Annotated in this window: 23 protein-coding genes; 16 read left to right on the top strand and 7 right to left on the bottom strand. The window is 72.9% G+C overall.

What is annotated here, in order from left to right; translation table 11 throughout:
* Nucleotides 1–3: 3 nt before the first annotated feature.
* The 3 genes from HPS36_RS02675 to aglJ form a co-directional block, all read right to left on the bottom strand.
* A complete protein-coding gene (locus HPS36_RS02675; protein WP_137717530.1) occupies nt 4–978 on the bottom strand; it encodes an ABC transporter permease in 975 nt (324 codons plus the stop codon).
* A 42-nt stretch (nt 979–1020) separates the two neighbouring features.
* Nucleotides 1021–2952 carry an ABC transporter substrate-binding protein gene (locus tag HPS36_RS02670; protein ID WP_173228407.1) on the bottom strand — a complete coding sequence of 644 codons (1932 nt, stop codon included), beginning with the start codon at nt 2950–2952 and terminating at the stop codon, nt 1021–1023.
* A 317-nt stretch (nt 2953–3269) separates the two neighbouring features.
* Nucleotides 3270–4328 (bottom strand): S-layer glycoprotein N-glycosyltransferase AglJ, encoded by a 1059-nt coding sequence (gene aglJ, locus HPS36_RS02665; RefSeq protein WP_173228406.1) that lies wholly within the window; start codon nt 4326–4328, stop codon nt 3270–3272.
* Nucleotides 4329–4433: 105 nt separating this feature from the next.
* On the opposite strand from aglJ, the gene HPS36_RS02660 reads away from it, so the two are divergent.
* A complete protein-coding gene (locus tag HPS36_RS02660; RefSeq protein WP_121561847.1) occupies nt 4434–4814 on the top strand; it encodes a DUF7522 family protein in 381 nt (126 codons plus the stop codon).
* Nucleotides 4815–4940: 126 nt separating this feature from the next.
* Here the strand turns inward: HPS36_RS02660 and HPS36_RS02655 are convergent, their stop codons facing one another.
* Nucleotides 4941–5300 (bottom strand): response regulator, encoded by a 360-nt coding sequence (locus tag HPS36_RS02655; protein WP_053771593.1) that lies wholly within the window; start codon nt 5298–5300, stop codon nt 4941–4943.
* Between the two features lie 211 nt (nt 5301–5511).
* Here HPS36_RS02655 and HPS36_RS02650 point away from each other — a divergent pair, with 211 nt between their 5' ends.
* From HPS36_RS02650 to HPS36_RS02625, 6 genes are all read left to right on the top strand, one after another.
* Nucleotides 5512–6543 carry a phosphate signaling complex PhoU family protein gene (locus HPS36_RS02650; protein WP_053771592.1) on the top strand — a complete coding sequence of 344 codons (1032 nt, stop codon included), beginning with the start codon at nt 5512–5514 and terminating at the stop codon, nt 6541–6543.
* 94 nt (nt 6544–6637) lie between these two features.
* The gene (locus HPS36_RS02645; protein ID WP_053771591.1) at nt 6638–6820 is read left to right on the top strand and encodes a DUF7525 family protein; all 183 of its coding nucleotides are present in this window, start codon (nt 6638–6640) and stop codon (nt 6818–6820) included.
* Between the two features lie 78 nt (nt 6821–6898).
* The gene (locus HPS36_RS02640) at nt 6899–7126 is read left to right on the top strand and encodes a DUF7123 family protein (RefSeq protein WP_008440311.1); all 228 of its coding nucleotides are present in this window, start codon (nt 6899–6901) and stop codon (nt 7124–7126) included.
* A gap of 87 nt (nt 7127–7213) precedes the next feature.
* A complete protein-coding gene (locus HPS36_RS02635; RefSeq protein WP_053771589.1) occupies nt 7214–7642 on the top strand; it encodes a CoxG family protein in 429 nt (142 codons plus the stop codon).
* Nucleotides 7639–8445, top strand: coding sequence for a nitrilase-related carbon-nitrogen hydrolase (locus HPS36_RS02630; RefSeq protein WP_173228405.1), 807 nt, complete (start codon nt 7639–7641; stop codon nt 8443–8445). Before HPS36_RS02635 ends, HPS36_RS02630 begins: the two co-directional genes overlap by 4 nt.
* 693 nt (nt 8446–9138) lie before the next feature.
* Nucleotides 9139–10164 carry a presenilin family intramembrane aspartyl protease PSH gene (locus tag HPS36_RS02625; RefSeq protein WP_173228404.1) on the top strand — a complete coding sequence of 342 codons (1026 nt, stop codon included), beginning with the start codon at nt 9139–9141 and terminating at the stop codon, nt 10162–10164.
* Nucleotides 10165–10479: 315 nt separating this feature from the next.
* On the opposite strand, the gene HPS36_RS02620 is transcribed toward HPS36_RS02625, so the two are convergent.
* Both HPS36_RS02620 and HPS36_RS02615 read right to left on the bottom strand, forming a co-directional pair.
* Entirely contained in the window at nt 10480–10989 is a 510-nt protein-coding gene (locus HPS36_RS02620; protein ID WP_173228403.1) for a PUA domain-containing protein, read from the bottom strand.
* Nucleotides 10990–11039: 50 nt separating this feature from the next.
* On the bottom strand, nt 11040–14858 hold the full coding sequence (locus tag HPS36_RS02615; protein WP_173228402.1) for a transcriptional regulator FilR1 domain-containing protein: 3819 nt from the start codon (nt 14856–14858) through the stop codon (nt 11040–11042).
* Between the two features lie 116 nt (nt 14859–14974).
* On the opposite strand from HPS36_RS02615, the gene HPS36_RS02610 reads away from it, so the two are divergent.
* Nucleotides 14975–16552 (top strand): aldehyde dehydrogenase family protein, encoded by a 1578-nt coding sequence (locus tag HPS36_RS02610; protein WP_173228401.1) that lies wholly within the window; start codon nt 14975–14977, stop codon nt 16550–16552.
* Nucleotides 16553–16585: 33 nt separating this feature from the next.
* Here the strand turns inward: HPS36_RS02610 and HPS36_RS02605 are convergent, their stop codons facing one another.
* Nucleotides 16586–17500, bottom strand: a complete 915-nt coding sequence (locus HPS36_RS02605) for an HD domain-containing protein (RefSeq protein WP_173228400.1) — start codon at nt 17498–17500, stop codon at nt 16586–16588.
* A gap of 138 nt (nt 17501–17638) precedes the next feature.
* Between HPS36_RS02605 and HPS36_RS02600 the strand changes: the two genes are divergently transcribed.
* From HPS36_RS02600 to HPS36_RS02565, 8 genes are all read left to right on the top strand, one after another.
* On the top strand, nt 17639–18322 hold the full coding sequence (locus HPS36_RS02600; RefSeq protein WP_137717776.1) for a haloacid dehalogenase type II: 684 nt from the start codon (nt 17639–17641) through the stop codon (nt 18320–18322).
* 4 nt (nt 18323–18326) lie between these two features.
* Nucleotides 18327–18749 carry a hypothetical protein gene (locus tag HPS36_RS02595; RefSeq protein ID WP_173228399.1) on the top strand — a complete coding sequence of 141 codons (423 nt, stop codon included), beginning with the start codon at nt 18327–18329 and terminating at the stop codon, nt 18747–18749.
* Between the two features lie 234 nt (nt 18750–18983).
* Nucleotides 18984–19985 carry a 4-hydroxy-tetrahydrodipicolinate synthase gene (gene dapA, locus HPS36_RS02590; RefSeq protein WP_173228398.1) on the top strand — a complete coding sequence of 334 codons (1002 nt, stop codon included), beginning with the start codon at nt 18984–18986 and terminating at the stop codon, nt 19983–19985.
* Nucleotides 19982–20767, top strand: a complete 786-nt coding sequence (gene dapB / locus HPS36_RS02585) for a 4-hydroxy-tetrahydrodipicolinate reductase (protein WP_173228397.1) — start codon at nt 19982–19984, stop codon at nt 20765–20767. Before dapA ends, dapB begins: the two co-directional genes overlap by 4 nt.
* A gap of 57 nt (nt 20768–20824) precedes the next feature.
* Nucleotides 20825–21664 (top strand): 2,3,4,5-tetrahydropyridine-2,6-dicarboxylate N-succinyltransferase, encoded by an 840-nt coding sequence (locus HPS36_RS02580; protein WP_173228396.1) that lies wholly within the window; start codon nt 20825–20827, stop codon nt 21662–21664.
* Nucleotides 21661–23028, top strand: coding sequence for a diaminopimelate decarboxylase (gene lysA / locus HPS36_RS02575; RefSeq protein WP_173228395.1), 1368 nt, complete (start codon nt 21661–21663; stop codon nt 23026–23028). The genes HPS36_RS02580 and lysA overlap by 4 nt, the downstream gene beginning before the upstream one ends.
* Nucleotides 23025–23966 (top strand): diaminopimelate epimerase, encoded by a 942-nt coding sequence (gene dapF, locus HPS36_RS02570; RefSeq protein WP_173228394.1) that lies wholly within the window; start codon nt 23025–23027, stop codon nt 23964–23966. The genes lysA and dapF overlap by 4 nt, the downstream gene beginning before the upstream one ends.
* The gene (locus tag HPS36_RS02565) at nt 23963–25207 is read left to right on the top strand and encodes a M20/M25/M40 family metallo-hydrolase (protein ID WP_173228393.1); all 1245 of its coding nucleotides are present in this window, start codon (nt 23963–23965) and stop codon (nt 25205–25207) included. The genes dapF and HPS36_RS02565 overlap by 4 nt, the downstream gene beginning before the upstream one ends.
* The last annotated feature ends 40 nt before the right edge of the window (nt 25208–25247 follow it).

Genomic DNA, 25247 nt, shown 5'->3' with positions numbered 1-25247 from the left:
GTGTTACCTGTCATCGTAGCTGATCCGCGGGTCGAGTACGGTGAACACGAGGTCTTCGAGGAGGTTCCCGATGACGGCGACGAACGTGAAGAACAGCGTCGTCCCCAACACGAGGCTCGTGTCCTGTGCGACCAGCGCCTCGTAGGTCAACCGTCCAAGCCCGGGAATGGCGAACACGACCTCGACGAGCAGCGACGCGCCGAGGAACAGCGCGAGCAGCTGCCCGACGAGCGTGGTCGAGAGCGGGACGAGGGTCGGCCGCATGACGTGGTACGCGTACGCACGTAGCGGTGATACGCCCTTCGCCTTCGCGGTCTTCATGAAGTCGGCGTTCTGGAACTCCGCCGACTCGTTCCGCGAGACGCGCATCACGGCGCCGATCGACCCGGTGACCAGGACGAACACCGGCACCGCCAACTGGATCGCGTTTTCCACGCTGAACACCGGCACGCCCGTGTTGTAGGTGATCGGTATCCACTCCAGCCACACCCCGAAGACGAGCAGCAGGATGATCCCGAAGAAGAAGTTCGGGATGGCGTAGCCGAAGAACGCGAACCCGGTCGCTGCGTGGTCCTTCCAGCTGTACATGTTCGCGGCGGAGTAGACGCCGACGAGCGGGCCCAAGATGATCGTGAGGATCGTCCAGGGGACCGAGTACTGCGCGGTGTAGTACAGCGCCTGCGTGACGGCCTCCATGACCGGCTGGCTCCGACTCACGGACCAGCCCCAGTCGAGCGTGTACACGCTCCGGATGAAGTCGAAGTACCGGACGTGGAGCGGCTCGTTGAGGCCGCGTAGCTCCCGCGCGCGCTCGGCGGCGGCCGCCGGATCGCCCCCTTGGAGCGCCGCCTGCGTCGCCGCCCGCTGAACGGCCGGGTTCGGGGCGGCCGAGAGCAGCAGGAACGTGACCGTAACGATGATTAGCGATACCACTGCTGCCCAGAGAACCCGAGCGGTTACGTACCTTCCAAATCCCATGTGGTGTCTAAAACGGTGAAGTGAGAGCGGGGTGGTTCGGGCTTACCCGTCCGTCTCCGGGTAGAACTCGGACCAGCGGGGCTGCCACGTGAAGTGCGGCGAGGCGAGCCCGCGGTAGACCCCCTGGATGAGGTCCTGCTTGCTGATCGCCGACGCCATCGCCTGGCGGAACGGGACCAGCTGGAAGAGGTTACCCGGACCGGCGTTCCAGCCGTTCGCACGCTGGTTGACGGAGATGATCGTGTTGTACGGCGTGGGGACCTGCCGGACGGTGACGTTGTCGTTCTGGTTGTACGACTCGTACTGCTCCGGCGGAATCGCCGCCGAGTCCGCCTCGCCGGTCTCGAGCGCGCCGAGACGCGACGCCTGCTCCTGGACGACGCTGATCGAGGCTTCCTCGAACAGCGGCCCCTCGGAGAACAGGTCGGGACCCTCGTCGATGTCGCGGAGGTAGTACTCGTCGTTGCGGACGTACTCGGTGCCCGAGCCGCGGTTCCACTCGGTGAGCTCGTACGCGCCGAGGTTCCCGGTGAACTGGAGTTCGAGCAGCTCCTCGTCCTGCTGGAGCCCCTCGACGTCCTCCTCTTCCACGTACGGCTGGACGAGGTCCTTCGGGATCGGGTACAGGAGCGGGTCGTACGTCTTGGGCCACAGGATGTTCGACGACTCAAGCGTCGCCTGGAACTGGAACTCGCCGGTCTGCTCGACCGTCACGCCGTCCCAGCTGCTCGACGCCGCGGTGGGCGCCCAGTCGGCCTGGTGGAGCTCCTGCACGAGGTAGACGAAGTCCTCGGCGGTGACCTGCCCGTACGGCTCGCTGAACTGGAGGTTCTCCCGCACGTCGAACGTCCACACCTCGCCGTCCTCGGTGGACATGTCGTACAGCAGCGGGAAGTAGTCCTGGTTCTCGTCGAACGTGTACCCCTGGTCGAGCGCGCGGGCGATCGCGTTGCCGGCGCCGTTCTCGGTGTTGAAAAGCGGGTTGAGGGTGGTGAACCGCGCGGAGGTGACCGTGTCGTAGGATCCGCTGATGTTCGGCTCGCCCTCGTACCACGCGGGGAGGTCCCAGCCGTTCGAGAAGTTCTCGATCGGCCCCTCGAGCTCGGGGTTGTAGCCGACGATGTCGTCGCTGAACAGGAGGGTGATGTACGGCTGCTCGTACGCGAGGTTCTCGAAGATCTCGACGAACGCCTCCTGAAGCTCGTCGACGCTCGTCGCCTGCCGGGCCTCGTCGAACAGCTCCTGCGCGTTGAACTGCGGATAGTAGCCGACCGGGTTGTAGAACGGGGTCGCGCCGTCGAAGAACACGGAGTTCGTGAGCGGGTTGAGCGGGTAGGTGTTCAGCCCGAACACGATGGACATGTCCCACGCCTCGTTACTGGTGACCGACTGCGGGCCGGGGTTCTGCGGCGTCGGGTTCTCCCAGGTGACCTCCTCGCCGTTGACCGTGTCGGTGCCGCCCTGGGGCTCGGCCGTCCAGTACTCGTTGTTGAACCGCGTGCCGTCGATGGCCTCGACGGTGACGTCGATGCCGAGGTTCTGCCCGAGCTCCTGGGCGATGAAGTCGGCCGTCAGCTGCGAAGTTTCCTGGCCCGCGCTGTGGTAGATGTCGAGTTCGACCTGGTCTCCGTCGGGGTTGACCATCGTGTCCCCGTCGAAGGAGTAGTCGTACTCGGACTGCTCGAAGGCGCGTTCGGCCAGCGTGTGCGCGACGTCTCGGCCGTAGAGGGGGTCGACGCCGAACTTCGGGAAGTCGGAGAGCTCGAGGCTTTCGCCGCCGTCGGAGCCGTCAGACCCGTCGGAACCGTCCGAGCCGTCCATCCCGTCGGAACCGTCTGAGCCGTCGCCGCCGTCGCCGCCGTTTCCGGAACAGCCGGCGAGCGTCACTGCGCCGGCCATGCCGAGCGCGGAGAGCCATTGTCGCCGGCCGATATGCCGGGAATCATCACGATCCTCAATGTTTCGCCGTGGCATACCAAGTAGTACGAGTGGGTGTATAAAAAACTTCAGACTTCGGGACAGTTGTCGGGGACGATCATCTTACACGCGTTTCGATAATCGGCGTATCCGGGCGGGAAAACCGGGCTGACGGCGTCCCTTTCGCCGCGTATCAGAAAGTTTGACACAATCGCAGTCGCGAAATTTACCCCAACCGACCGCTCCGTGACCTCGGACGCGGAGTCGGCGTCCCCGGAACGATTCTCGGCCCCTTCCCGGAGCAGGCTCCGGAAGTTCCGGCGAGGCCGTGTTCCCCTTCGCACGGTCTCGGGTCGACCGGTCTCGCGCGCCCCTCAACCGCCGCGACCGTCCCGACCGGCGACGTCGTCGGGGCCGGCGTCCTGTCCCCCGGTCGTGCGGCCCGCGTCGGCGACCTCCTCCGTTCCGATCGCCCGGTCGTCGCCGCCGTCGGCCGACGACCTTCCCGTCGATCCGTCGCCGGCCGCCCGCTCGTACCGCGCGATCTGCTCGCGGTGGAGGGAGTGGATCATGTCGGCGAGGACCCCGAACACCAGCAGCTGGATCCCGAGGATCGTCGCGCCGACCGCGCCGACGGCGACGATTTCGTGGCTGATCCCGAACGCGAGGTACCGGTAGAGGACGAACGCGCCCATCGCCAGCCCCGTCGCGGTCGCGGCCGCGCCGGCGCTCCCGAAGTAGAACAGCGGGTTGTTCGTCTTCGCCTTCCGGTACAGCTCCAGGAAGATCACGCCGCCGTCCCGGACCGGGTGGAGGTTCGTCGCGGAGCCGCCGGGCCGCTCCCGGTACGTGATCGGGACCACGGCGACCGAGACGCGGTTCTTCACGCACTCGACGGCCATCTCCGTCTCGATGCCGAACCCGTCGGCGGTGAGGTGGAGCCGCAGGAACGACTCGCGGGTGAACGCGCGGTACCCGGAGAGGATGTCGCGGTAGCTCTCGCGGTGGATCGCCCGGAACGCGAGGTTGATCAGGCGGTTTCCGATCCGGTTGAGCCGGGTCATCGCCCCCGGGCGCATGTCCGCGAACCGGTTCCCGATGACGTGGTCGGCCTCGCCGTCGAGCAGGGGGTCGAGCATCGCCGCCGCGTCGCTCGCGTCGTAGGTGGCGTCCGCGTCCGCCATCAGGACGTACGGCGCCCGGACGTGGTCCCTGACCGCCTCCCTGACCGCCTGCCCCTTGCCGCGCCCCGACTGCTCCACGACGCGCGCGCCGGCCTCGCGGGCGATCGATCGCGTCTCGTCGGTCGAGCCGCCGTCGATCACGAGGAGGTTCTCGAAGCCGGCGTCCCGGAAGTCCGCGACGACGCGTGCGACCGTCTCGGCCTCGTTCATCGTCGGCAGCAGGACGCAGACGTCGTCGTGGTCGCTCATCAGACGAGCGATCACGGGGGAGTCGGTAAACTCTGTCCCTCCCGGTCGCCGGCCGGGGCTGCGGCCACCCACACGCTCATGTGTGTGAACATTGATCGTGAGTGTATGCCCCACCCACCGGACCAACGCGCAGAGGAACTGCTCAGCGCCGCCCGCACCGCGACGGGAGACGAACTGCGGAGCCTCACCTACTTCACGGAAGCGGACGTCGACCAGCTGTACCTCCGCAGCGACCTGAGCCGGACCGCCGACCTGGTCGGCTTCGCCGAGAACGAACGCCAGGGGTTCCACGCCCAGTCGATGTACGCCAACACCCAGCTCGGCGACTACCAGTTCACGGTCCGCGTGTTCGAGAACGGCTACCTCACGCGCGTCATCGCCAACGACCACGGCGTGTGGGTGACGACCGACTCGATGGAGATGGACCGGTTCGAGGAGCTGGCGAGCGCGCTCGCGTCGATCCTCCGCTCGTTCGATCCCGCCTGATACCGCCTGATCGCGCCCGTTCGATCGCCGCCCGATCCCCCGTTCGATCGCCGCCCGATCCCCCGTTCGATCGCCGCCCGATCCCCCGTCGGTCTCGCCTGATCCCGCGTCGACTCCCGGGCGCCGCTACCCGAGGTGGCTCTCGAACTCGCCGACCAGCTCCTCGGCGTCGACCGGCTTCGTCACGTAACCGTCGGCGCCCGCCTTCACCGCCTCCATCATCTTCTCCTGCTGGTCGACGCTCGTGCACATCACGATCACCGCGTCGGGCCAGCGGTCCTTGATGGCCGCCGTGGCCTCGATCCCGGTCATCTCCGGCATCACGACGTCCATCGACACCGCGTCCGGCTCGTACGCCTCGAAGAGTTCGACCGCCTCTGCGCCGTTTTCCGCCTCGTCGACCACCTCGAACCGCTCCGCCAGCGCGTCTCGAACGACGGTCCGCTGGAAGGAGGAGTCGTCGACGACGAGTACCCGCTCGGTCATACCCGTTCTCTCACCCTGACCGACATAAGCGCGCGGATCGGTCGCTGCCCCGTCCGCTCGTCGTGAATCCGATCCCGGCCTCGATCCGTCTCGTCGTCGCGTCGGCGGCGTCCGACCCCACCGCGGCGCGCAGGGTATCCCTTGTATATTCGGCGTGGCGTATAATGAACATGGGAACAAGGTTAAGGTCTATCCGGCGGTACGGTCGGGCATGGAAACCCGGAAGGTCCAGCGGTTGGGGCCGTCGACGCTGGCGATGACCCTCCCGGCCGAGTGGGCGCAGGAACACGGCGTGAACAAGGGCGACGAGGTGTCGCTGCGGATGGGCGGGAAAGGGACGCTCACGGTGCTTCCCGAGTCGGTGAGCACCGAGGAGTCGGAGGCGGTGATCAACGCCGACGGGCTCGACGCGCGCTCGCTCGAACGCGCCATCGTCGCGCAGTACGTGCTGGGGCGGCGCGTGATCCACGTCCGCAGCGAGGGGGCGCTCGACAGCGAGCACATCAACGCGGTGTACAAGGCCGAGACCCAGCTGATGGGGCTCGGCGTCATCGAGGAGACCCCGGAGGACATCTCGATCCGCTGTTCGGTCGACCCCGAGGACTTCACCCTCGATAACCTGCTCGAACGGCTGGAGAACACGGGCTCGACGATGCGCGGCGAGGGCGTGAAGGCGCTCGCCCACGGCAACCCCGACCTCGCGCAGCGCGCGCTCAACCGCGAGCGGCAGGCGAACAAGATCTTCGTCCTCCTGCTCCGGCTCATCTTCACCGCCTACCAGAACCCCAACCTCGCGCGCGCGGTCGGCCTCGAAGAGGGGTTCCCGCTGATCGGCTACCGCTCCGTGGCGAAGAACCTCGAACTCACCGCCGACAACGCCGAGGACATCGCCGAGATCGTGATGGAGGCGGACGGCCACACCCTCGACGTCGACAGCGCGACGATGCGGCAGATCCGCGAGTTCACCGACCAGGTGGACGAGCTGACGGCGCTCGCGGTCCGGGCGGTCGTCGAGCGCGACTACGACCTCACCGTCGAGTGCCGCGACCTGTTCTCGCGGTTGGAGGACCGCGAACAGGAGATCCTCGACGAGCTCCCGAACGACCTGGACAACGAGACGCTGCTCATGACCCGGGAGGTGCTCGTCAGCCTCCAGCACACCGCGGAGTACGCCATGCGAAACGCAGAAATCGCGGCGAACCTCGCGCTCAACGAGGCGTCGGACCACGTCGAGATCATCTGATCGCGGCCTCCCGGCCCGCACTCTTTCCTCTCGTCTCCCCGACGCGCGTCGCGCGGTTCGCATGAACTAAGTGGCCCCCCGCGAAGCGACTCGTATGAGCGAGGGTTCCATCGAGTCGGACAAGGAGGTCGGCGTCGCGCTCGCGCTCGGCGCCATCGCGGTCGTCGGCGCCGTTGTGATGGCAGCGTACCCGGGTCAGCTCGGGAAAGCGTGGGGGTTCGCGGGCGCGTTCCTCTTCGCGACGCTCGCCGTCGGCGCGGTCCAGCTGTTCGACTGACCGGTCCGCGCCCCGGACCGGTCGGCCGACCGCGAAAGACGAGAAACCGTTAAGGATGTCAGACGCGTAGGTCTGATAATGAGCGAGTACACCGAGGAGGAACAGCGGATCCTCGCGTACCTCACGGACAGCGTCACCCGTGGTGAGCGGTACGTTCGCTCGAAGACGATCGCCGACGCGATCGGCCTCACCGCGAAGCAGGTGGGCTCCCGGCTCCCGCGACTCGCCGAGAAGTCGGACGACGTGGACATCGAGAAGTGGGGCCGCGCGAAGTCGACCACCTGGCGCGTGACCCCGGAGGGCTGAGGTCGTCGGGCAGCGCGGCGACCGCGTTCCCCGCACCCGACACCGTCGACGCGCATTTTTAACCCCCGTAGTCCCAAACGGGTACGTATGACCGTTCGAGTCTCCCGGACGTTCGAGTTCGACGCGCCGCCGGCCGACGTGTGGGCGTTTATCTCGGACGCGGAGCAGCGCGCGGGCGCCATCAGCGTGGTCGACTCCTTCGAAGTACACGACGACGGCAGCGCGACGTGGCACGTCGCGCTCCCGATCCCGATGATCCGCTCGACGATCGACGTCGAGACGAAGGACATCGCGCGCGACCCCCCGAACCGAGTGAAGTTCGTCGGGAAGTCGCGGGCGTTCCGCGTCACCGGCGAACACGAGATCACCGAGACCGACGGCGGCTGCCGGCTCGCCAACGAGTTCGTCGTCGACGGGAAGCTCCCGGGCGTCGAGTCCTTCTTCAAGCGGAACTTCGACGCCGAGCTGGACAACTTGGAGGACGCGCTCCGCGCCTCGCTCGCCTCGCCGGCATGAGGCTCGCCGGCGTCCAACTGGCGGTCGAGGGCGGCGCGGTCGAGGCCAACGTCGAGCGGGCGCTCGACCGGGTGCGAGAGGCGGCGGCCGACGGCGCGGACCTCATCGTGCTCCCCGAGCTGTTCGACGTGGGCTACTTCGCGTTCGACGCGTACGGGCGGGCCGCGGAGAGCCTCGCCGGCGACCGGCTCGCCCGGTTCGCGGCCGCGGCCGACGACCACGACGTGGCGGTGCTGGCCGGGACGGTCGTCGAGGACCTGTCTGCGTCGGCCGCGGACGGCCTCGACGTGCCGGCCGAGTCCGGGCTCGCCAACGCCGCGGTGCTGTTCGACGCCGACGGCGAACGGCGCCTCGTCTACCGGAAGCGCCACCTCTTCGGGTACGGCTCAGAGGAGACGGACCGGATGGTCCCCGGCGAGCGGACGCCCGTGGTCGACCTCGGGGGCGTCACGGTCGGGGTGACGACCTGCTACGACCTCCGCTTCCCGGAGCAGTTCCGTGGGATGGTCGATCGGGGCGTCGAGTGCGTGCTGGTGCCGAGCGCGTGGCCCTACCCGCGGATCGAACACTGGCGGACGCTCGGCCGCGCGCGGGCCATCGAGAACCTCGCGTACGTCGCCGCGGTCAACGGGAGCGGCCGGTTCGGCGACGACGCGCTCTGCGGTCGGAGCGCGGTGTACGACCCCTGGGGGACCGCGCTCGCATCGGTCGGCGACGAACCGGGCGTCGTGACCGCGACGGTGGACCCCGACCGAGTCGCGGCGGTCCGCGAGGAGTTCCCGGCGCTGCGCGACCGTCGGTGAGCCGGTCCGCGCGTGCCTCGCGGGCAGCGCCGAATCTCACGTGTCCCGATCTCGCGCCGCCGGATCCCACGTGCCCCGATCCCGCCTCGCCGGATCGTGCCGTTCCGGATCTCACACCTTTATACGCCTGAGGGACATAGCGCCTTTTGCCGAAGACCGACGCTTTTCTCGTTGGAATTCGGCGTTAATCGATCCGCGCGCCCGTCCCGACCACCCGGGCGGCGACGCCGACGACAGCCTGGGGGTCCGCTGTCCGGCCGCCGCCCGCCGCCTCTCGCCGCCGCTTCGCCTTTCGCCCGCCTCCCACCTCTCCCACCCCTTTCCCGCGTTCCGCGGCCCGCCAGCGTCGCCCTCGTTCCGTCCGGTTTCGTCCTCCTCGTTTCGTCCGGTTCCGTCCCCTTCACACGCCGAGTATCTCTCCTGATAACTCGGCCGGTAGGTTCTTACGTCGCTCGGGGAAGGAAGCAAACGCCGCGGACGAATCCGGCCGGCCCCATCCCGTTCCGGGCGGGCCGGTCGGCCACTCGCTTCCACCGTCCGTCGTCCGTCGGCTTGGGTTCGGGTCCACCCGCTCCCACACCGAGCCCGAACCCGTTTCTGTTCGCGCTCCGCTCCTCGAACAGCGACCGCCGTCGCCGCCGCGCGCGGCCGAAGCGCAAGGACGAAACCCTCGGCCGACGAACCGGCGGTCGAATGTTCCCCCGCGAGTACCGCGGCGTCGCCTTCGTCGTCGGGCTGTTCGTAGTCGTTCAGGTGGGCGCGCTGGCGCTCGTCCCCGAGTTCGCCGAGAGCGGGTATCAGGCGGTCGAGAACCCTGATAACCCCGTGAACAGCGTGGTGTACGTCGCGGCCATCGTCGTGATGACCGGACTGATGCTGGCGGCGTTCCGGTATGACTTCGACGGGGCGATCCGGCTGCTGATCGTCGGCGTGTCGGCGTGGCTCTCGTGGTACGTGTTCTCCGCGCTCGTCCCGCCGCTCGCGGCCGCCGTCCCGGCGGTCGCGGTCGCGGTCGGCCTGCTCGTTCACCCCGAGTGGTACGTCATCGACACCGCCGGGGTGTTGATGGGCGCGGGCGCCGCCGGGCTGTTCGGCATCTCCTTCGGCCTCCTGCCCGCGCTGATCCTGCTCGCCGTCCTCGCCGTTTACGACGCCGTCTCCGTGTACGGCACCGAACACATGCTGTCGCTCGCGGAGGGCGTGATGGACCTCAACATCCCCGTCGTGCTGGTGATCCCGCTGTCACTGTCGTACTCGCTGCTCGACGGCGAGACGGCCAGCGAGGAGGCGTCAGGAGTCGCCGGGGAGTCGGAATCGGACGCGGAGGACGGCGAGACGGCGGACGCCGGCGACGCCGACGCGGACGCGAATGACACCGAGGACGTGGCCGCCGACCCCGCCGACGCCCCCGGCGACCGCGACGCGTTCTTCATCGGCCTCGGCGACGCCGTCATCCCGACGGTGCTGATCGCGAGCGCGGCGACGTTCTCGCCGGCGGCGGACCTCGCGGTCCCGCTCCTCGGGGTCAACCTCCCCGCGGCGCTGGCGATGGTCGGCACCCTCGCGGGGCTGCTCGTCCTCATGCGGTGGGTGATTCAGGGGCGCCCCCACGCGGGGCTCCCCCTCCTGAACGGCGGCGCCATCGGCGGCTACCTGATCGGCTCCGTCGTCGCCGGGGTCCCGCTGATCGAGGCGCTCGGACTGGCGGGATTCTTATAAGTCGATTCGGCGCACGATGAGTTCGTTCACGGACCACCGACCGACACGAACACCCCCGAAGCCCCAGCCGCGAGGCGACCAGAGGCGACGCAAGCACCGCAGGAGCGAGCAACGCGAGCGACGAGGAGCGCAGCGAGCGTCTGGTCGCCTCGCGGCTGCCCCTTCGAGCCCCGCCCGACCGCAACCGCACCTCACACCTCCCCAGCCTCGCGGTTCGCGCTCTCCGAGCGCTCACCGCGTCCCTCGCGCGTGCCGCCTCGCGGCCTCCGCTTCGCTCCGGCCGCTCGCAGGCACGCGCCGCCGCGGATCGGTTCGTCAGTCGTCGTCCGTGGGGTTCCCGTCGCGCGTCTTCACGGCGACGCCCGAGCCGAGTTGTTCGGCCTCCGCGCCCGAGAGCTCGGCCCGCCCGACCCCGAATATCGCGTCGGATTCGTCGACGACGAGCACCTCGTCACCCGGGCGGATCCCGTCGTCCGCCGCGGTGACGAACTTCGCGAACGCGTTGCGCCCCTCCCGGACGAACGGCTCGCTCTCCTCGCCGACGACCATCCGGTGCCGCGGCGCGGCGAACGCCTCGTGGATGCGCTTCCCGCCCGCGAGCCCGAGCGTGAACCGGCCGTCGGTGCCGTAGGAGACGAGGCGGTCGCCCTCGCTGCTGCCGGGCGTGTCGTCGACGTCGCCGTCGATCACCTGTCGCGGGCGGCCGCCGCTCGACCGGCGCACGGTGAGCGGGTCGCCCGGCGGGAACAGCGCGTCGCCCGCGCCGGCCCCGAACTGGTAGTCTGCCGCCGTCCGCAGGTCCGCGAGCGTGTCGGCGTCGGTCATGGCCGCGGTTCTCCGCGCGCGCCCAAAGCGATTGCGACACCGCCCGCGGCTCACCCGAGCGGTGGGTACGTCGCGGCGCCGTCGCCGTCGACGCGCCAGCGGTCGGCGAGCGCCCGGTACGCCGCCGGGTCGGCGGCCGACTCGGCCGGGACCGCCTCGGGCGGCGACTCCCGGAGCGCCTCGGCCACCGCCCCGCGGTCCGTCGCGGACGAGCCGCCGCGGCCCTCGGCGAGGAGATCGGCCAGCTCGTCGGCGGTCGCGACGACCGCCCGAACCGCCTCGACCCGGTGGCCGAGGTCGAGCGCCGCGGTCAGCCGGGACGCCGCCGCCTCGCCGTCCCCGCGCTCGGCCGCCGCGGCGCCCAGCGCCGCGAGCGCCTGCGCCTCGACCTGCGTGAACCCGCCCGCGCGGGCCGACTCGACGGCGGACTCCAGCGCGGCCGCCGCGGCGTCGGCGTCCCCCCGAGCCAGCGCCAGCCGCCCCCGGACCCGGTCTAGCTCCGCCAGCCGCTTGTGTCCCGCGTGGTCGTCGAGCAGCGACGCGGTCCGGTCGACGCGCCGCTCGGCCGCGCCGAGGTCGCCGCGGTCGATGGCGACCTCCGCCAAGATGGCGGTCACCATCGCGCAGCGCGTGTCGGCGTCGAGCGCGTCGAGGCGGTCCAGCGCGTCCGTGAGGAAGCGCTCCGCCCGGTCGAGGTCGCCGGCGACGTGGGCCGCGCTGCCGAGGTGGCTCAGCGCGAACGCCTCGTACAGCTCCGACCCGACCCGCTCGGCGATTGCCCGCGCCTCCGCCGCGCGGGCGACCGCCTCGCCGACGGCGCCGCGCTGCTCGGCGACCGCCGCGAGGTTCAAAAGCGAGATGGCCTCGCGGTGTTCGTCGCCGACCGTCCGGTAGCCGTCGAGCGCGCGCCGCGCCGTCCGCTCGGCCGCGTCGAGGTCGCCGCGACGCCGCAGCGCGACCGCCTGGTTCGCCCGCACGTTCGCCGCCCCGTGTGTGTCGTCGTAGGCGCGGAACAGGTCGCCGGCCACCCGGTAGTGGGCGAGGACGGCGTCGGTCCCGTCGAGCCCGTCGAGCGCGTTCCCGACGTCCATCAGCGCCTTCGCCTCCCCGATTGGGTCGCCGACCTCGACGGCGATGGCGTACGCCCGCGAGGCCGCCTCGTAGGCCTCCTCGAAATCCCCGTCGAAGTGGGCCGCCTGGGCGCGGCCGCGGACGGCCGCCGCGAGCCCGCCGCGGTCGCCCGCGGCCCCGAACAGCTCCTCGGCCCGCTCGTACCGCTCGCGCGCCGCGTCGTACTCGCCGCGGCGCCGCGCCACGTCGCCGTACCCGCGCTGGCGCTCGGCGGCGCCCGCCTCGTCGCCGGGCCGCCACGCGTCGAGCGCCGCCGTCGCCCCGTCGAGGTCGCCGGCCTCGACGTACATCCGAGTCACCCACTCCGGCGGCCGGTCGCGCAGGCCGTCCGGGCACGCGTCCGGGAGGTCGATCCGGGCGTAGCGAACGCGCCCGTACAGCGGGGCCAGCCGGGGGTACCGGCGGCCCACGCCGTACACCGCCCGGACCGTCTCCGCCGCCCACGCGCCCGGGTCGCGCTCGATCCGATCGACCGTCGGCGCGTCGCCCCCCACGGCCCGCCGGACGCGGGCGCGGCGCGTCGGGTCGTCGGCGAGCGCGAGCACCCGCGAGACGGCCCGCCCCACGCGCCTGGCGACGACCGGCGCCGGCTCCCGCTCCACGAGCCGCTCTAGGAACAGCACCGACCACTCGTCGTGGACCGCGCGGTACCCCTCGTCCCCGGAGCGCACCAGGGCCGTCCCGACGAGGCGGTCGAGCGCGCGCCGCACCCCGTCGACGGTCGGCGACGGGCGGCCGTCGTCTCCGCCGCGGTCGCCCCCCGGTCCCGCCGCCGGCCCGTCGACGAGCGCGTACGCCAAGGTCTCGACCTCGCCCACGCCGGCGACGTTGAGCAGGTTCACGAGCACCGCGACGTCCGCCGTCGGCGGCGGCCGGTTCCGGACCTCCCGGACCGCCTCCGCGACCGCCGCCTCCAGCCCGGACTCGGGACCGGCGTCCCCCGCGCGTCCGGCCGTCCCGTCGCCCGTGCCGTACTCTCCCGAGGCGCCGCCCGCGCTCCCTCTCGGGTCGCCGGCGCCGGTCGCGCCCTCGCCGCTCGCGCGGACGAGGCGGTGGACGAGCGCGAGCAGCTCCCCGACGCGCTCGTCGTCCGCGCGCCGCACGTCGTCGAGCAGGGCGTCCGGGTCGGCCGCCGGCGCCGACCCGGTACAGTCGGCGACGTGGGCGACGAACCGCTCCACCTCGCGCGCGTCGAGCCGGGGCATCCGCACGGTCTCAATCTCCCGGCGGTAGCGGAGGTCGGTCGGGGACAGCGGGAGCCCGTCGGGGTCGTCGTACGGCTCCTCGCGGGCGTCGAACAGGAAGGACACGTCGTCGCGGTCGGCCAGCTCGCGGGCGAGGCCGACCGCCTCGGCGGCCCCGGGGTCGACCGCGTCCTCGACGACCACGAGGTGGTGGCCGTCCCCCGCGGTCACGCGCTCGCGGAGCCGCTCCGTCGCGGCGAACGGGTCGCCGCCGTCGCTCGGCCGGTACGTCACCGGACCGCGTCCCGACCGGTACCACTCGACCGCGACGCTCCGGCACACCGTGCTCTTGCCGCTGCCCGGCGGGCCGACGAGCGCGTGATCGGTGCCCTCGGCGAGCCCGTCGACGAGCAGGCCGGCGATCGACCGCCGCTCGCCGTCGCGCACCGCGGTCCTGTCGAGGACGTACCCCGCGTCGACCTCCGGGAACGACGCGGTGGTGCGGAGCGGTCCGTACGGGTCCGCCTCGCCGGCGAGCCGGTCCTCGTCGACCGCGTGGAACCCCTGCGCCGAGAGCGCGCTCCGCCCGGGGTCGTCGGACCCGGCTCCCCCGAAGAGCCGACCACCGGTGCGTTCCGCCCTCCCGTCAGCTCCGGCGGATCGCTCCCGGCTGTCGGCCTCCTCCTCGGATCGGTCGCCGCCCGTCGACGAGTCGCCCGCGCTTCCTTCGGGTCGGTCGTCGCCGCGCGCGTCGCCCTCGGTCTCGCCCGTCTCGGCGTCGTCCATCGCCGCGAGCGCGTCGCCCGTGTCGCGCCCGCGGTCGATCAGTCCCCGCACCTTCCGTTCCGCCCACTCGACGGCCTCCGGCTCGCTCGACGCCGCCGCCCCGTGGAGCGTCCCGCCGTCGTCGAAGGTGAGAAGCAGCGCGGTTCCGTCGGCCGCGACCACCCCCGCGTCGACGACGTCGACCGCGGCGACGCGGGACCCTTCCCGGCGCGCGACGGCGCCGAGGTCGTCGGCGAAGCGCTCGGCGGCGTGTCGGTACGCCCGGTCCGCGAGCGCGAGGTCGACGGTCCCGCCGCCCGCGGCCGTGCGCCGGAGCCGCTCCGCGACCCGCGGGTAGGGGAACGCGGGCAGCGCCGCCGCGACCGCGTCCGCGTCGGCGAGCGCCCCGTCGAGCACCTCCAGCGGCCGGTAAGGGTCCGGGGCCGCGGCCCGGTACGTCTCCGCCTCGCGGAGGACCGCGGGGTCGACGTCGACGTCCGCGCCGAGCGGGTCCAGCACGTCGCCCGCGGCCGCGAGGTCGTCGGCGGCCGTCAGGAACTCGCGGTACTCGGTCGCGAGGAGGCGCCCGGAGAGCGTCGTCCGATAGCCGTCGGTCTCGCTCGCGACGAGCCCGGCCGCCTCCAGCTCGTCTATCGCCCGGTTCACCGTCGACCGGGAGTGGCCGAGCGCGTCGACGAGCTCGTGCTTGCGCAGCGGCTCCGCGGCGAGCCGTTCGAGGAAGTCGAGGCGGCGCTCGACGGCGCCCACGAGCTCCGACGGCTCCGTCATACGTGCCCCCGCACCACACCCATCGGTATAACTGTTTCTTCGGTGACGGCTCTCGCGCGCGGTGGCACAGTGTTTCACTGGGTGAGAATAAGGGCGTCACCGACACACTCGCTCGCATGAACGAGGACCGCGGGGGCGGGGGCGACGAGGCGGAGGCGTCGGCCCGGCTCGACGAGGCGGAACCGAGCGGCCCGGACGAGGCCCAGCCGGTCGAGTCCGCCGGGCCGACGCCGGACGAGGCGGACGCGCCGGACGACGGCGCCGACACCGACTCCGACGCGGCGGGCGCCGGCGACACGGCGCCCGGCGGGTCCGAGACGGGCGCCGCGGACCTCCCGTGCCGCGCGTCGCGGACCGTCGCGGCGTCGCGGGCGGCCGCGGACGAGCTGGCGGCGTGGGACCCCGGCGACGTCGACGCGCTCGTGCGGTCGGTCGGCGAGCGGCTGGCCGACAGGGAGACGGTCAGCCGGCTCGCCCGGTCGGCGGCAAACGAGACCGGGCGCGGCCACCCGGGGACGAAGGCCGAGAAGATAGCGACCGCGCTCGACGCCGCCCGGCGGACGCTGCGGGACGCGCCGACCGCCGGCGTGGTCGACCGCGACGGCGCGCGGGGGACCGTGACCGTCGCCGGGCCGGTCGGCGTCGTCGGCGCGTCGGTCCCCGCGACCCACCCGGTCGTGATCCCCGCGGTCCTCTCGCTGTACGCGCTCGCCGCCCGGAATTCGGTCGTCTTCGCGCCCTCACCCTCGACCGTCGAGACGTGCGACGTGGTCGTCGAGACCGTCCGGCGCGCGCTCGCCGACGCGGGGGCGCCGACCGGCGCGGTGTCGATGCTGCCGGCGCCCGCAGCGAAGCCCGAGACGGACGCGCTGTTCGAGCGCGCCGACTTCGTCGTCGCGGCCGGCTCCGCGGCGACGGTCGCGGCGGGGCAGCGCTGCGGGACCCCGAACCTCGCCGCCGGCGCCGACGGCGTCGTCGCCGTCGCGGACGGGTCGGTCCCGGCCGAGGCCGTGGCGACGCGGGTCGCGGTCGGCGCGACGTACGACTTCGGCGCGCACCCCGCGGGCGACGCCGCGGTCGTCACGGTGTCGCCGGCGGTCGGATCGCTGTGTTCCGCGCTCGAAGCCGAGGGGGGCTACGTCCTCGACGCGTCCGAGCGCGACCGGCTGCGGTCGCTCCTCGGCGACGCCGAGGACGGGGCGACGGACCCCCGCGGGAACTCGCCGCGGTGGCTGGCGGCCGAGCTCGACCTCCCGAGCGCGGCCCGCGAGGCGGCGTTCCTCGTCGCCGAGCCCGACGGCGTCGACGACCGGCTCGCGGCGCTGCCCGGGGTCCCTGCGGTGGCGGTCCACGGTCGGAGCGGGTTCGACGGCGCGCTCGCGCTCGCCGCGGAGATCGGGTCCCCGCACGCCGCGGCGGTCCACACCACCCAGCAGCGCCGCGCCCGGCGCGCCGCGGAGCGGCTCGCGCCCGGGCGCCTCGTCGTCAATCAGCCGGGGATCGCGGCGACGGGCGCGCGCTCGAACGGGTTCGAGGCGGCGCCCGTGCTGGGGGGCGGCGCCGCCGAGGGGAGCCAGCTCCGCGGCGGGCTCACCCCCGACCGCCTCGCGGAGACGGCGACCGTCGCGGCGACGAGCGTCGCGGACGAGGCGTCCCACCGGAACGGGGCCGGCGACACGCTCCGCGGGCCCTGAGCCGCGTCGTCGGACTCGGACGGACCGGCCGGCTCAGAGCTCGATGCGGTCGACGATCGAGCCGTTCCCGTCCCGGCCGTCGCTGTGGGTGTTGATCGCGACGGTCCGGATCCGGTCTTCGAGGAGCGAGCCCTCTATCTTCGCCTTCAGGAGGGAGTCGACCTGGTAGACGCCGGCGGCGTTGTTCATCCGGATAACGACCTGAACGGGGGTCTCGTCGCCCTCGCGGAGCGAGACGCGCTCGATCGCCTGCGAGGAGACGGTGTTGATCCCGCGCCCGCCCTCCTCGTAGGGGACGCGCGAGCGACCGCGTTCCATGTCGAGGCCGTCGGCGATCCGGACCACTCCCGCCTCCAGCGTGAGCGGCTGCTCCTCCGTGTGGTGACACAGGATCGCGTGGAGCACCTCCGCCTTCACGCGCACCCGGTCGGCAACGCCGTAGAACGTCGGGAGGAGGTCGTCGAGCAGGTCTGCGGCCAGCGGGATCGAGTAGTAGGGGTGGTCGTGGCGGTGGACGACGTGGCCGATGTCGTGGAGCGTCGCCGCCAGCGCGACGATCACGGGCTCGTCCGCCTCGTCGAGGCCCTGCTGGCGGGCGCCGTTGAACTCGACGCCGCCGGACTTGAGCAGGTCGTACAGCCGGAGCGCGCGGTCGCGGACGATCTCGACGTGCTTGGCGCCGTGGTCGTTGTACCCCTTCCGGGCGACCGGGTTGACGTTCTGCGCCTCCAGGTAGGCGACGACCTCCTCGTCCGATTCGAGCCGCGCGAGGACCTCGTTGAGGCGCTCGTCGGGGAACGCGTGCTCGGCGTCCGGGTCGTACTCGTGGCGGGCGGCGTCGGTGTCGGCGCTGACCTCTTCGCCGGCGGTCGGTTCGTCCGCCGGGACCGGGTCGGGGACGTCGTCGCCGTCGGTCGGGTCGGGGGCGTCGTCGGACGGGTCGCTCATGCGTCTCCCAGAGTCGCCCGGCCGGGATAAATGTGCGAGCCCTCGGTCTCCCGCCCGGACCGCCGAGGCCCGGACGGGCCGCGACGGATCCTGCCGGCGTCCCGACCGCTTATCCGGCCGCCGGCTGTGCCACCGCCCATGGCGCTCGACCCGGACCGCGTCTCGACGGTGACGTTCGACTCGTACAGCACGCTCGTGGACGTGGAGGCCGCCGAGGCGGCGCTCGCGGACCGCGTCGCCGACCCCGAGCCGGTGTCGCGGCTGTGGCGGTCGCGGTCGCTGGCGTACACGTTCGTGGCGAACGCGGTCGACGCCTACCAGCCGTTCTACGAGATGAACCGCGACGCGCTGACGTACGCGCTGGCGGCGCACGGCGTCGACCTGTCCGAGGCCGAGCGCGACGAGATCCTCGCGGTGTACCACGAGCTGGAGGTGTTCGACGACGTGCGCGACGCCATCGGGCGGCTCCGCGACGCGGGGTACGACTGCTACGTCCTCTCGAACGGCGATCCCGAGATGCTCGCGTCGCTCGTCGACCACGCCGACATCGCCGATCTCGTCGCGGACACGGTCAGCGCCGACGAGGTGGAGACGTTCAAGCCGGCGGCCGAGCTCTACCGCCACGGCGCGGCCCGGACGGGGACGCCGATCGACGAGGTGGTCCACGCGACCGCCGGCTGGTTCGACGTGCTGGGCGCGCGCCACGCCGGGATGCAGGCCGCGTGGGTCGACCGGAAGGGGACGCCGTGGGAGCCGTTCGGCGGCGACCCGGACGCGACGGTGGAGACGCTCCACGAGCTGGCGGACCTGCTCGGGGCCTGACCGCGTGCGCCTCCGCGGTCGGCACCCCGAGACGCTGGCGCTGATCGCCGTCCTCGCGCAGCTGTCGGTCCGCGCGCTCGTCGGGGGCGCCGCCCTGATCGCCGCGCCGTCCGGTCGAATCGTCGGCCTGTCGCCCGCCGCGCTCGGCCGCACGCCGTTCGGCGACTACCTCGTTCCGGGGATCGTCCTCTTCGCCATCTTCGGGGTCGGGTCAGGGGCCGTCTGCTACGGGCTGTACGCCGGTCGGGAGCGGGCGCCCGCGGCCGCGGCCGCCGTCGGCCTCGCCCTGCTGGGGTGGCTGGCGGTCGAGGCGCTGGCGGGGTTCGACAGGCCGACGCTCTGGCTGAACCTCGCGACCGCGGTCGCGGCGGTCGCGCTCGCGACGCGGCCCGCCGTCCGCGGCGACGACCGCGGAGCGCCCCCGTGACCCGCCACCGCGGCAGTTTCGACCCGAGACACAACGTATAAGCGCGCGACCGATCCATTTGTCGGTGTGACCCGACCCGCGTCCGCACGCGGCCCGCAGTCGACGCCAGCGGCGCGGCTCTTCTCGAAAAAACGCGCGTGAGCCGTCCGCCGGCGGGAGTGGCGACCCCGTCCCGGACGACCCCCGGCTCGCGCGCACCGACCCGTTGACCGACCCGGACTCACCGCAGCACCCATGACAGACACGACCACCACGACGCCCTACGCGACGCACGACGCGACGGACGGAGAAACGACCGACGCGCCCTTCGAGGGCGTGTACCCCGCGATGACCACCCCCTTCACCGACGACGACGCGGTCGACCACGACCAGCTCGCCGCGAACGCTCAGTTCCTCGAACGCGCGGGCGTCGACGGCGTCGTCCCCGTCGGCTCGACCGGCGAGTCGGCGACGATGAGCCACGACGAGCACGTCGCGGTGATCGAGACGGTCCGCGACGCCCTCGACGACATCCCCGTCATCGCCGGCACCGGCTCGAACAACACCGCGGAGGCGCTCTCGCTGTCGCGGCGCGCGGCCGACGCGGGCGCCGACGGCCTCCTCCTGATCTCGCCGTACTACAACAAGCCCGAGCCGCAGGGGTTCCTCGACCACTACCGCACCATCGCGGACGAGGTCGACCTCCCGCAGATCGTCTACAACGTCCCGAGCCGCACGGGCCAGTCGATCCCGGTCGACGTGACCGTCGAGCTCGCCGAACACCCGAACATCCGCGGGTACAAGGCCGCCTCGGGCGACCTCAACCTCATCAGCGAGGTGATCGAGCGCACCCGAGACGAGGCGTTCGCCGTGCTGTCGGGCGACGACGGCCTCACGCTCCCCGTCCTCTCGATCGGGGGGACCGGGACGATCAGCGTGGTCGCCAACGTCGAGCCCGAGCGGACCTGCGCGATGGTCGGCGCCGCGCTCTCGGGCGACTACGACCGCGCGCGGACGCTCCATCACGAGCTGTCGCCGCTCGTCCGCGAGCTGTTCGCCGAGACGAACCCGATCCCGGTGAAGGAGGCGATGCACATCCGCGGCCGGGGCGGCCCCCGCGTCCGCTCGCCGCTCTCGCGGCTCTCCGAGGACCGGCGCGAGTCGCTCCGCGACCTGCTGGCCGCGTACGACGAGCACGCGCCGGGAGCGATCGACCCGACCGCCGTCGACCCCGCGGCGACGGAGGGCGCGGAATGAGCGCGGACGCGCTCTCGCTCGCCGTCACCGGCGCGGGCGGCCGCATGGGCCGCGAGGTGATCGAGGCGGCCGTCGACCGCGAGGGCGTCGCCGTCGCGGTCGCGGTCAACCGCACCGAGACCGACCCGGTCGCGGGCGTCCCGGTCGCCGACGCCGCCGACCTCGACGACCTGCTCGCGAGCGAGGCGCCCGACGCCCTGATCGACTTCACCGGCCCCGACTCCGCGGTCGCGTACGCCGAGACCTGCGCCGACGCCGGCGTCCCGCTCGTCACCGGCACGACGGGGTTCGCAGACGCCCAGATCGACGACCTCCGGGCCGCGAGCGAGGCGGTGCCCGTGCTCAAGGCGTCGAACTTCGCCCGTGGCGTGGCCGCGCTCCGCCGCGCGGTCCGCGAGGCCGCCGCGGCGCTGCCCGGCTACGACGTGGAGCTGACCGAGACGCACCACAACGCGAAGCGCGACGCGCCCTCGGGGACCGCGAAGTCGATACTCGACGACGTGGAGTCGGTCCGCGAGGACCTCGACGAGCGCGTCCACGGCCGCGAGGGCGACGCGCCGCGGGGCCCGGGCGAGGTCGGCGTCCACGCCCGCCGCGCGGGCGACGTGACCGGCGAACACGAGGTGCTGCTGGCCGGGAACCGCGAGACGCTGGAACTCACGCACCGCGCCGGCGACCGCGGGGTGTTCGCAGAGGGCGCGCTCGACGCCGCCGACTGGATCGCCGGCCGCGACCCCGGCTGGTACGGGTTCGGCGACGTGCTGGACGCCGGAGCCGAATAATCACGAGACATCCTCACATCGACGAATAAATACCGACACTCATCCATACACTAGCCAATGACGCTCCGAGCCGACGTATCCGATCTGTGGGACCGCTATCAGGACGGGCTGACCGCCGCCGACGCGACCGACGCGGACGCGGCCGTGATCGACGAGTTCCTCGCCGCCCTGGAGGCGGGCGAGGTCCGCGCCGCCGAGAAGACCGGCGACGACGTGACCTCGTGGGAGGCCAACGAGTGGGTCAAGCGGGGGATCCTGCTGAACTTCGGGCTGCGCGAGACCGAGCCCCGCGAGTACGGCGGCGTCACCTACCACGACGTGCTCCCGCTGCGCGACACGGACGACCTCGCCGAGCGCGGCACGCGGAACACGCCGGACGGGACCGCGATCCGCCGGGGCGCGTACCTCGGCAGCGACTGTATCATGATGAGCCCCTCGTTCGTCAACATGGGCGCGTACGTCGGCGACGGCACGCTCGTCGACTCCTGTGACACGGTCGGCTCCTGCGCGCAGCTCGGCGAGAACGTCAAGCTCGGCGCCAACACGCTGATCGGCGGCGTCCTCGAACCGGTCGAGGACGCGCCGGTGATCATCGAGGACGGCGTCTCGCTGGGCGCGGGCTGCCGGGTCACCAGCGGGTTCCGGGTCGGCGAGAACTCGATCGTCGGGGAGAACACGCTCCTCACCCCCCGGATCCCCGTCTACGACCTCGTCGAGGAGGAGGTCGTCTACGGCCACCTCCCGGCCGAGCGCCGCGCGTTCACCCGGATGGTGGAGTCGTCCGTCGGCGACCACGACCTCTTCGAGGGCGGCGCGTACAAGCCCGCGGTCGTCGCGACGCACGTCGAGGAGGAGACGCTGGAGGCGACGCGGCGGGAGGACGCGCTCCGGGAATGAGCGACGCGGACGCGAGCGCGGCGCCGACCGCCCCCGACGAGAACCCCCAGGTCCGCCGCGTGAGCGACTGGGACGCCGACCGCCTCCGCGACCTCGCGGCCGAGCACGAGACGCCGCTGTACGTCCAGGACATCGACCGCGTCCGCGAGAACTGCGAGCGGCTGCTCGCGGCGTTCCCCGACGCCGACGTGCGGTACGCCGTCAAGGCGCACACCGGCCGCGCCGTCCTGGAGGCGGTCCGCGACGCGGGCCTCGACGCCGAGTGCGCCTCGGCGGGCGAGGTCGACCGCGCACTCGCGGCCGGCTTCGACGGCTCGCGGCTCCACTACACCGCGGTCAACCCGCCGGCCCGCGACCTCGACTACGTCGCCGGCGTCGCCGCGGCGGAGCCGGACCTCACCGTCACCGTCGGCGCGGTCGACACCCTCGACCGGCTCGCGGAGCGTGGCTACGACGGTCGCGTCTGCGTCCGCGTGAACCCCGGCGTGGGTGCGGGCCACCACGAGAAGGTCACCACCGGCGGCGCCGCGAAGTTCGGGATCCCCTATGACCGCGCCGCGGACGCGGCGCGTGACGCGGCCGAGCGCTTCGACGTGGTCGGGATCCACGCCCACGCCGGCTCCGGCATCGACCCGGAGCAGCTGGACAGCCACCGCGAACTGGTCGCGCGGATGGGCGACCTGGCGCGCGAGCTGGCCGACCCGGACGGCGGCGCGGCCCCCGTCGACCTCGACTACGTCGACGTGGGCGGCGGGTTCGGCGTCCCCTACGAGGAGGACGCCCCGCCGCTCGACCTGCCGGCGGTCGCCGAGGCGACGCGCGAGGCGGTCGCGCCGCTGCCCGACGGAACCGACCTCGCCGTCGAGCCCGGGCGCTACGTCGTCGCGGACGCGGGCGTCCTCCTGACCCGGGTGAACACCGTGAAGCCGACGCCGGACGAGACGGTCGTCGGCGTCGACGCGGGGATGACGGACCTCCTGCGGCCGGCGATGTACGACGCCTACCACCCGATCCGCAACCTGGGCGGCGGGCGGGACCGCGACGGGGGCGACGCGCCCCCCGTCGCCGAGCGGGAGGCAACCCCTGTCACGGTCGCCGGACCTATCTGTGAGACCGGCGATACGCTGGGTACGAACCGCGCGCTCGCCGACCCGCGCCGGGGGGACCTCCTCGCGGTCGGGATCGCGGGCGCGTACGGATACGAGATGGCGAGCCAATACAACTCACGACCGCGGCCGGCGGAGGTCGCGCTCGACGACGGGACCGCGACGGTCGTCCGACGCCGGGAGGCGCTCGACGACCTGACGACGGTCGAGCGAGAGGCGGCGCGTGGCCGCGCCGACCGGACGGAGGGCGGCCGATGAGCACCCACGCCGTCCCGGTCGAGAAGTACCACGGCACGGGCAACGACTTCCTCGTCGTCGACGCGGCCGCCGAGAACGTCGGCGACCGCGCGGCGTTCGCCCGGGCGTACTGCGACCGCGAGACGGGCGTCGACGGCGGCGACTTCGCCGACGACCGCGGCGCGCCGTCGGGCCGACGCGGCGCGGACGGCGTCCTCTTCCTGTCGATCGAGGAGCGGTTCGACCCGACTCGCGTCGTGATGACGCTGGTCCAGCCGGACGGCTCAACCGCGACGATGTGCGGCAACGGCGCCCGCGTCGTCGCGCGCTGGGCCCACGACCGCACGGGCGACCGCGAGTTCATGATCGACACGCAGGCGGGCACCCGCCGCGCCACGGTGACCGCGGACGGGAGCGCCGCCACCATCGAGATGGGCGAGCCGACGTTCGACCCCCGCCGCGTCCCGGTCGCCCGCGAGGGCGCGCTCGCGGACGAGCCGCTGGTCGACGAGCCGGTCGAGGGGCTGACCGTCACCGCCGTCAACACCGGCGTGCCGCACGCGGTCGCGTTCGTCGACGGCGGCCGCGACGACCACGACGGGATCGACGCGGTCGACCTCGACGCAGTCGCGCCGCCGGTCCGGCACGCCGGCGTCTTCCCCGAGGGCGCGAACGTCAACCTCGCCGCCGTCGTCGACGACGGCGCCGGCGACGGGCCCGCGGTCCTCGACCAGCGCACCTTCGAGCGCGGCGTCGAGGGCGAGACGCGCTCCTGCGGCACCGGCGCGGTCGCGGTCGTCGCGGCCGCCCGCCGCCTGGGCCTGATCGAGGGCGAGTCGGCCGTGAGTCGGCCGCCGGGCGGCGAACTGGAGATAACGGTGCCGGACCGCGGCCACGCCACGCTCGCCGGGCCCGTCGCCCACGAGTTCTCGGGGGCGCTCCCCGCCGACCCCAGATGAGCGGCGACGGCGATGCCGGCTCGGGTTCGGACGCGGGGCCCGACTTCGACCCGGTCTCGTTCCTCGAAGACGCGGTCCGCACCCCCTCCCACGAGTCGGCCGACGAGATGCGCGAGTCCGTCGTCGACCTCCTCGGCCGACGGGGCGCCGACCCCGCGGTCGTCGCGGACGGCTGCGTCCTCGCGGAGAAGCGCTCGCCGGCGCCCGAGGCGGGGCCGCACCTCGTGTTGAACACGCACCTCGACACGGTGACGCCGCACGTCGCGTTCGAGCGCGGGCCGGCGCGCGACGGCGAGCGCGGCGCTCCGACGGGAGCCGGAGACGACCCGGACGAGGTGATCCGCGGCCGGGGTGCCTGCGACGCGAAGGGGCCGCTCGCGGCGCTGCTCGCGGGCTTCCTCGCCGCCGACCCCGACCGCGGGCGGATCACGCTCGCGCTCACGCCCGACGAGGAGTCGCTGTCGCTCGGCGCAGCGGCGCTGACCGGGCGGCTGCCGGGGACCGACGACCGGCTCGACGGCGACCTGTTCCTCGTCGGCGAGCCGACGGGGCTCGACGCGTGTACCGCCGCGAAGGGGCGGTTCCAGGCGACCGTCGAGCTGTCCGGGACCGCCGCGCACGCCGCCGAGTTCGCGGGCGCGAACGCGGTCGCGGCGGCCGAGGACGCGCTCGCGGCGATCCGCACGTTCGACGCGGAGGCGACCGCCCACCCGCAGTTGGGGCCGCCGAAGCTCACCCCTACGGTCGTCGAGGGCGGCGCGGCGACGAACCAGGTGCCGGCGGACTGCGAGATAACGGTCGACCGGCGGAGCGTCCCGCCGGAGACAGCCGAGGAGTTCCGGTCGGCGCTCGCGGACGCGGTGCGGGAGTCGCTCGCGAGCGGCCCGGCCGGCGACCGCGGGGTCGACGCCGCGGTCGCGCTCACCGACCGCGAGTCGCCGTTCCTGGAGGCGTTCGCGACGGACCCGGACCACGACCTCGTCCGAACTGTCGCCGACGCGGCGCGAGAGGCGAGCGACGCGGTCGGCCTCCCCGACGGTCGCGGCGGCGGCGTCCGGCCGTTCGGCGCGGCGACCGAGGCCTCCTACTTCGCGCCGGCGCCGACGGTCGTGTTCGGGCCCGGCGACCTCGCCGACGAGTCGGGCGCGGTCGCGCACGCCGAGCGGGAGTACGTCCGGGTGCGCGAGGTCGAGGCGGCGGCGGCGACGGTCGAGGAGACGGTCGCCGCGCTGCTCGGGTGAGCGCGGCCGCGCTCGGGCGCCCGCTCGCAACGCCGGGCGG

Origin of the sequence: Halorubrum salinarum (assembly GCF_013267195.1) — an archaeon.
Classification (GTDB): domain Archaea; phylum Halobacteriota; class Halobacteria; order Halobacteriales; family Haloferacaceae; genus Halorubrum; species Halorubrum salinarum.
The sequence above is the reverse complement of the archived record's forward strand: the minus strand, read 5'-3'. Positions and strand labels throughout refer to the sequence as shown.

Bases quoted from the DNA above. Each gene is read 5' to 3' on its own strand.
- HPS36_RS02610 (WP_173228401.1), top strand. From the start codon at position 14,975: ATGAACGAGGACCGCGGGGGCGGGGGCGACGAGGCGGAGGCGTCGGCC.
- HPS36_RS02600 (WP_137717776.1), top strand. From the start codon at position 17,639: ATGGCGCTCGACCCGGACCGCGTCTCGACGGTGACGTTCGACTCGTAC.
- HPS36_RS02670 (WP_173228407.1), bottom strand. From the start codon at position 2,952: ATGCCACGGCGAAACATTGAGGATCGTGATGATTCCCGGCATATCGGC.
- HPS36_RS02565 (WP_173228393.1), top strand. From the start codon at position 23,963: ATGAGCGGCGACGGCGATGCCGGCTCGGGTTCGGACGCGGGGCCCGAC.
- HPS36_RS02620 (WP_173228403.1), bottom strand. From the start codon at position 10,989: ATGACCGACGCCGACACGCTCGCGGACCTGCGGACGGCGGCAGACTAC.
- HPS36_RS02645 (WP_053771591.1), top strand. From the start codon at position 6,638: ATGAGCGAGGGTTCCATCGAGTCGGACAAGGAGGTCGGCGTCGCGCTC.
- HPS36_RS02675 (WP_137717530.1), bottom strand. From the start codon at position 978: ATGGGATTTGGAAGGTACGTAACCGCTCGGGTTCTCTGGGCAGCAGTG.
- dapB (WP_173228397.1), top strand. From the start codon at position 19,982: ATGAGCGCGGACGCGCTCTCGCTCGCCGTCACCGGCGCGGGCGGCCGC.
- HPS36_RS02580 (WP_173228396.1), top strand. From the start codon at position 20,825: ATGACGCTCCGAGCCGACGTATCCGATCTGTGGGACCGCTATCAGGAC.
- HPS36_RS02615 (WP_173228402.1), bottom strand. From the start codon at position 14,858: ATGACGGAGCCGTCGGAGCTCGTGGGCGCCGTCGAGCGCCGCCTCGAC.
- lysA (WP_173228395.1), top strand. From the start codon at position 21,661: ATGAGCGACGCGGACGCGAGCGCGGCGCCGACCGCCCCCGACGAGAAC.
- dapF (WP_173228394.1), top strand. From the start codon at position 23,025: ATGAGCACCCACGCCGTCCCGGTCGAGAAGTACCACGGCACGGGCAAC.
- HPS36_RS02625 (WP_173228404.1), top strand. From the start codon at position 9,139: ATGTTCCCCCGCGAGTACCGCGGCGTCGCCTTCGTCGTCGGGCTGTTC.
- HPS36_RS02635 (WP_053771589.1), top strand. From the start codon at position 7,214: ATGACCGTTCGAGTCTCCCGGACGTTCGAGTTCGACGCGCCGCCGGCC.
- dapA (WP_173228398.1), top strand. From the start codon at position 18,984: ATGACAGACACGACCACCACGACGCCCTACGCGACGCACGACGCGACG.
- HPS36_RS02640 (WP_008440311.1), top strand. From the start codon at position 6,899: ATGAGCGAGTACACCGAGGAGGAACAGCGGATCCTCGCGTACCTCACG.
- HPS36_RS02650 (WP_053771592.1), top strand. From the start codon at position 5,512: ATGGAAACCCGGAAGGTCCAGCGGTTGGGGCCGTCGACGCTGGCGATG.
- aglJ (WP_173228406.1), bottom strand. From the start codon at position 4,328: ATGAGCGACCACGACGACGTCTGCGTCCTGCTGCCGACGATGAACGAG.
- HPS36_RS02605 (WP_173228400.1), bottom strand. From the start codon at position 17,500: ATGAGCGACCCGTCCGACGACGCCCCCGACCCGACCGACGGCGACGAC.
- HPS36_RS02655 (WP_053771593.1), bottom strand. From the start codon at position 5,300: ATGACCGAGCGGGTACTCGTCGTCGACGACTCCTCCTTCCAGCGGACC.
- HPS36_RS02630 (WP_173228405.1), top strand. From the start codon at position 7,639: ATGAGGCTCGCCGGCGTCCAACTGGCGGTCGAGGGCGGCGCGGTCGAG.
- HPS36_RS02660 (WP_121561847.1), top strand. From the start codon at position 4,434: ATGCCCCACCCACCGGACCAACGCGCAGAGGAACTGCTCAGCGCCGCC.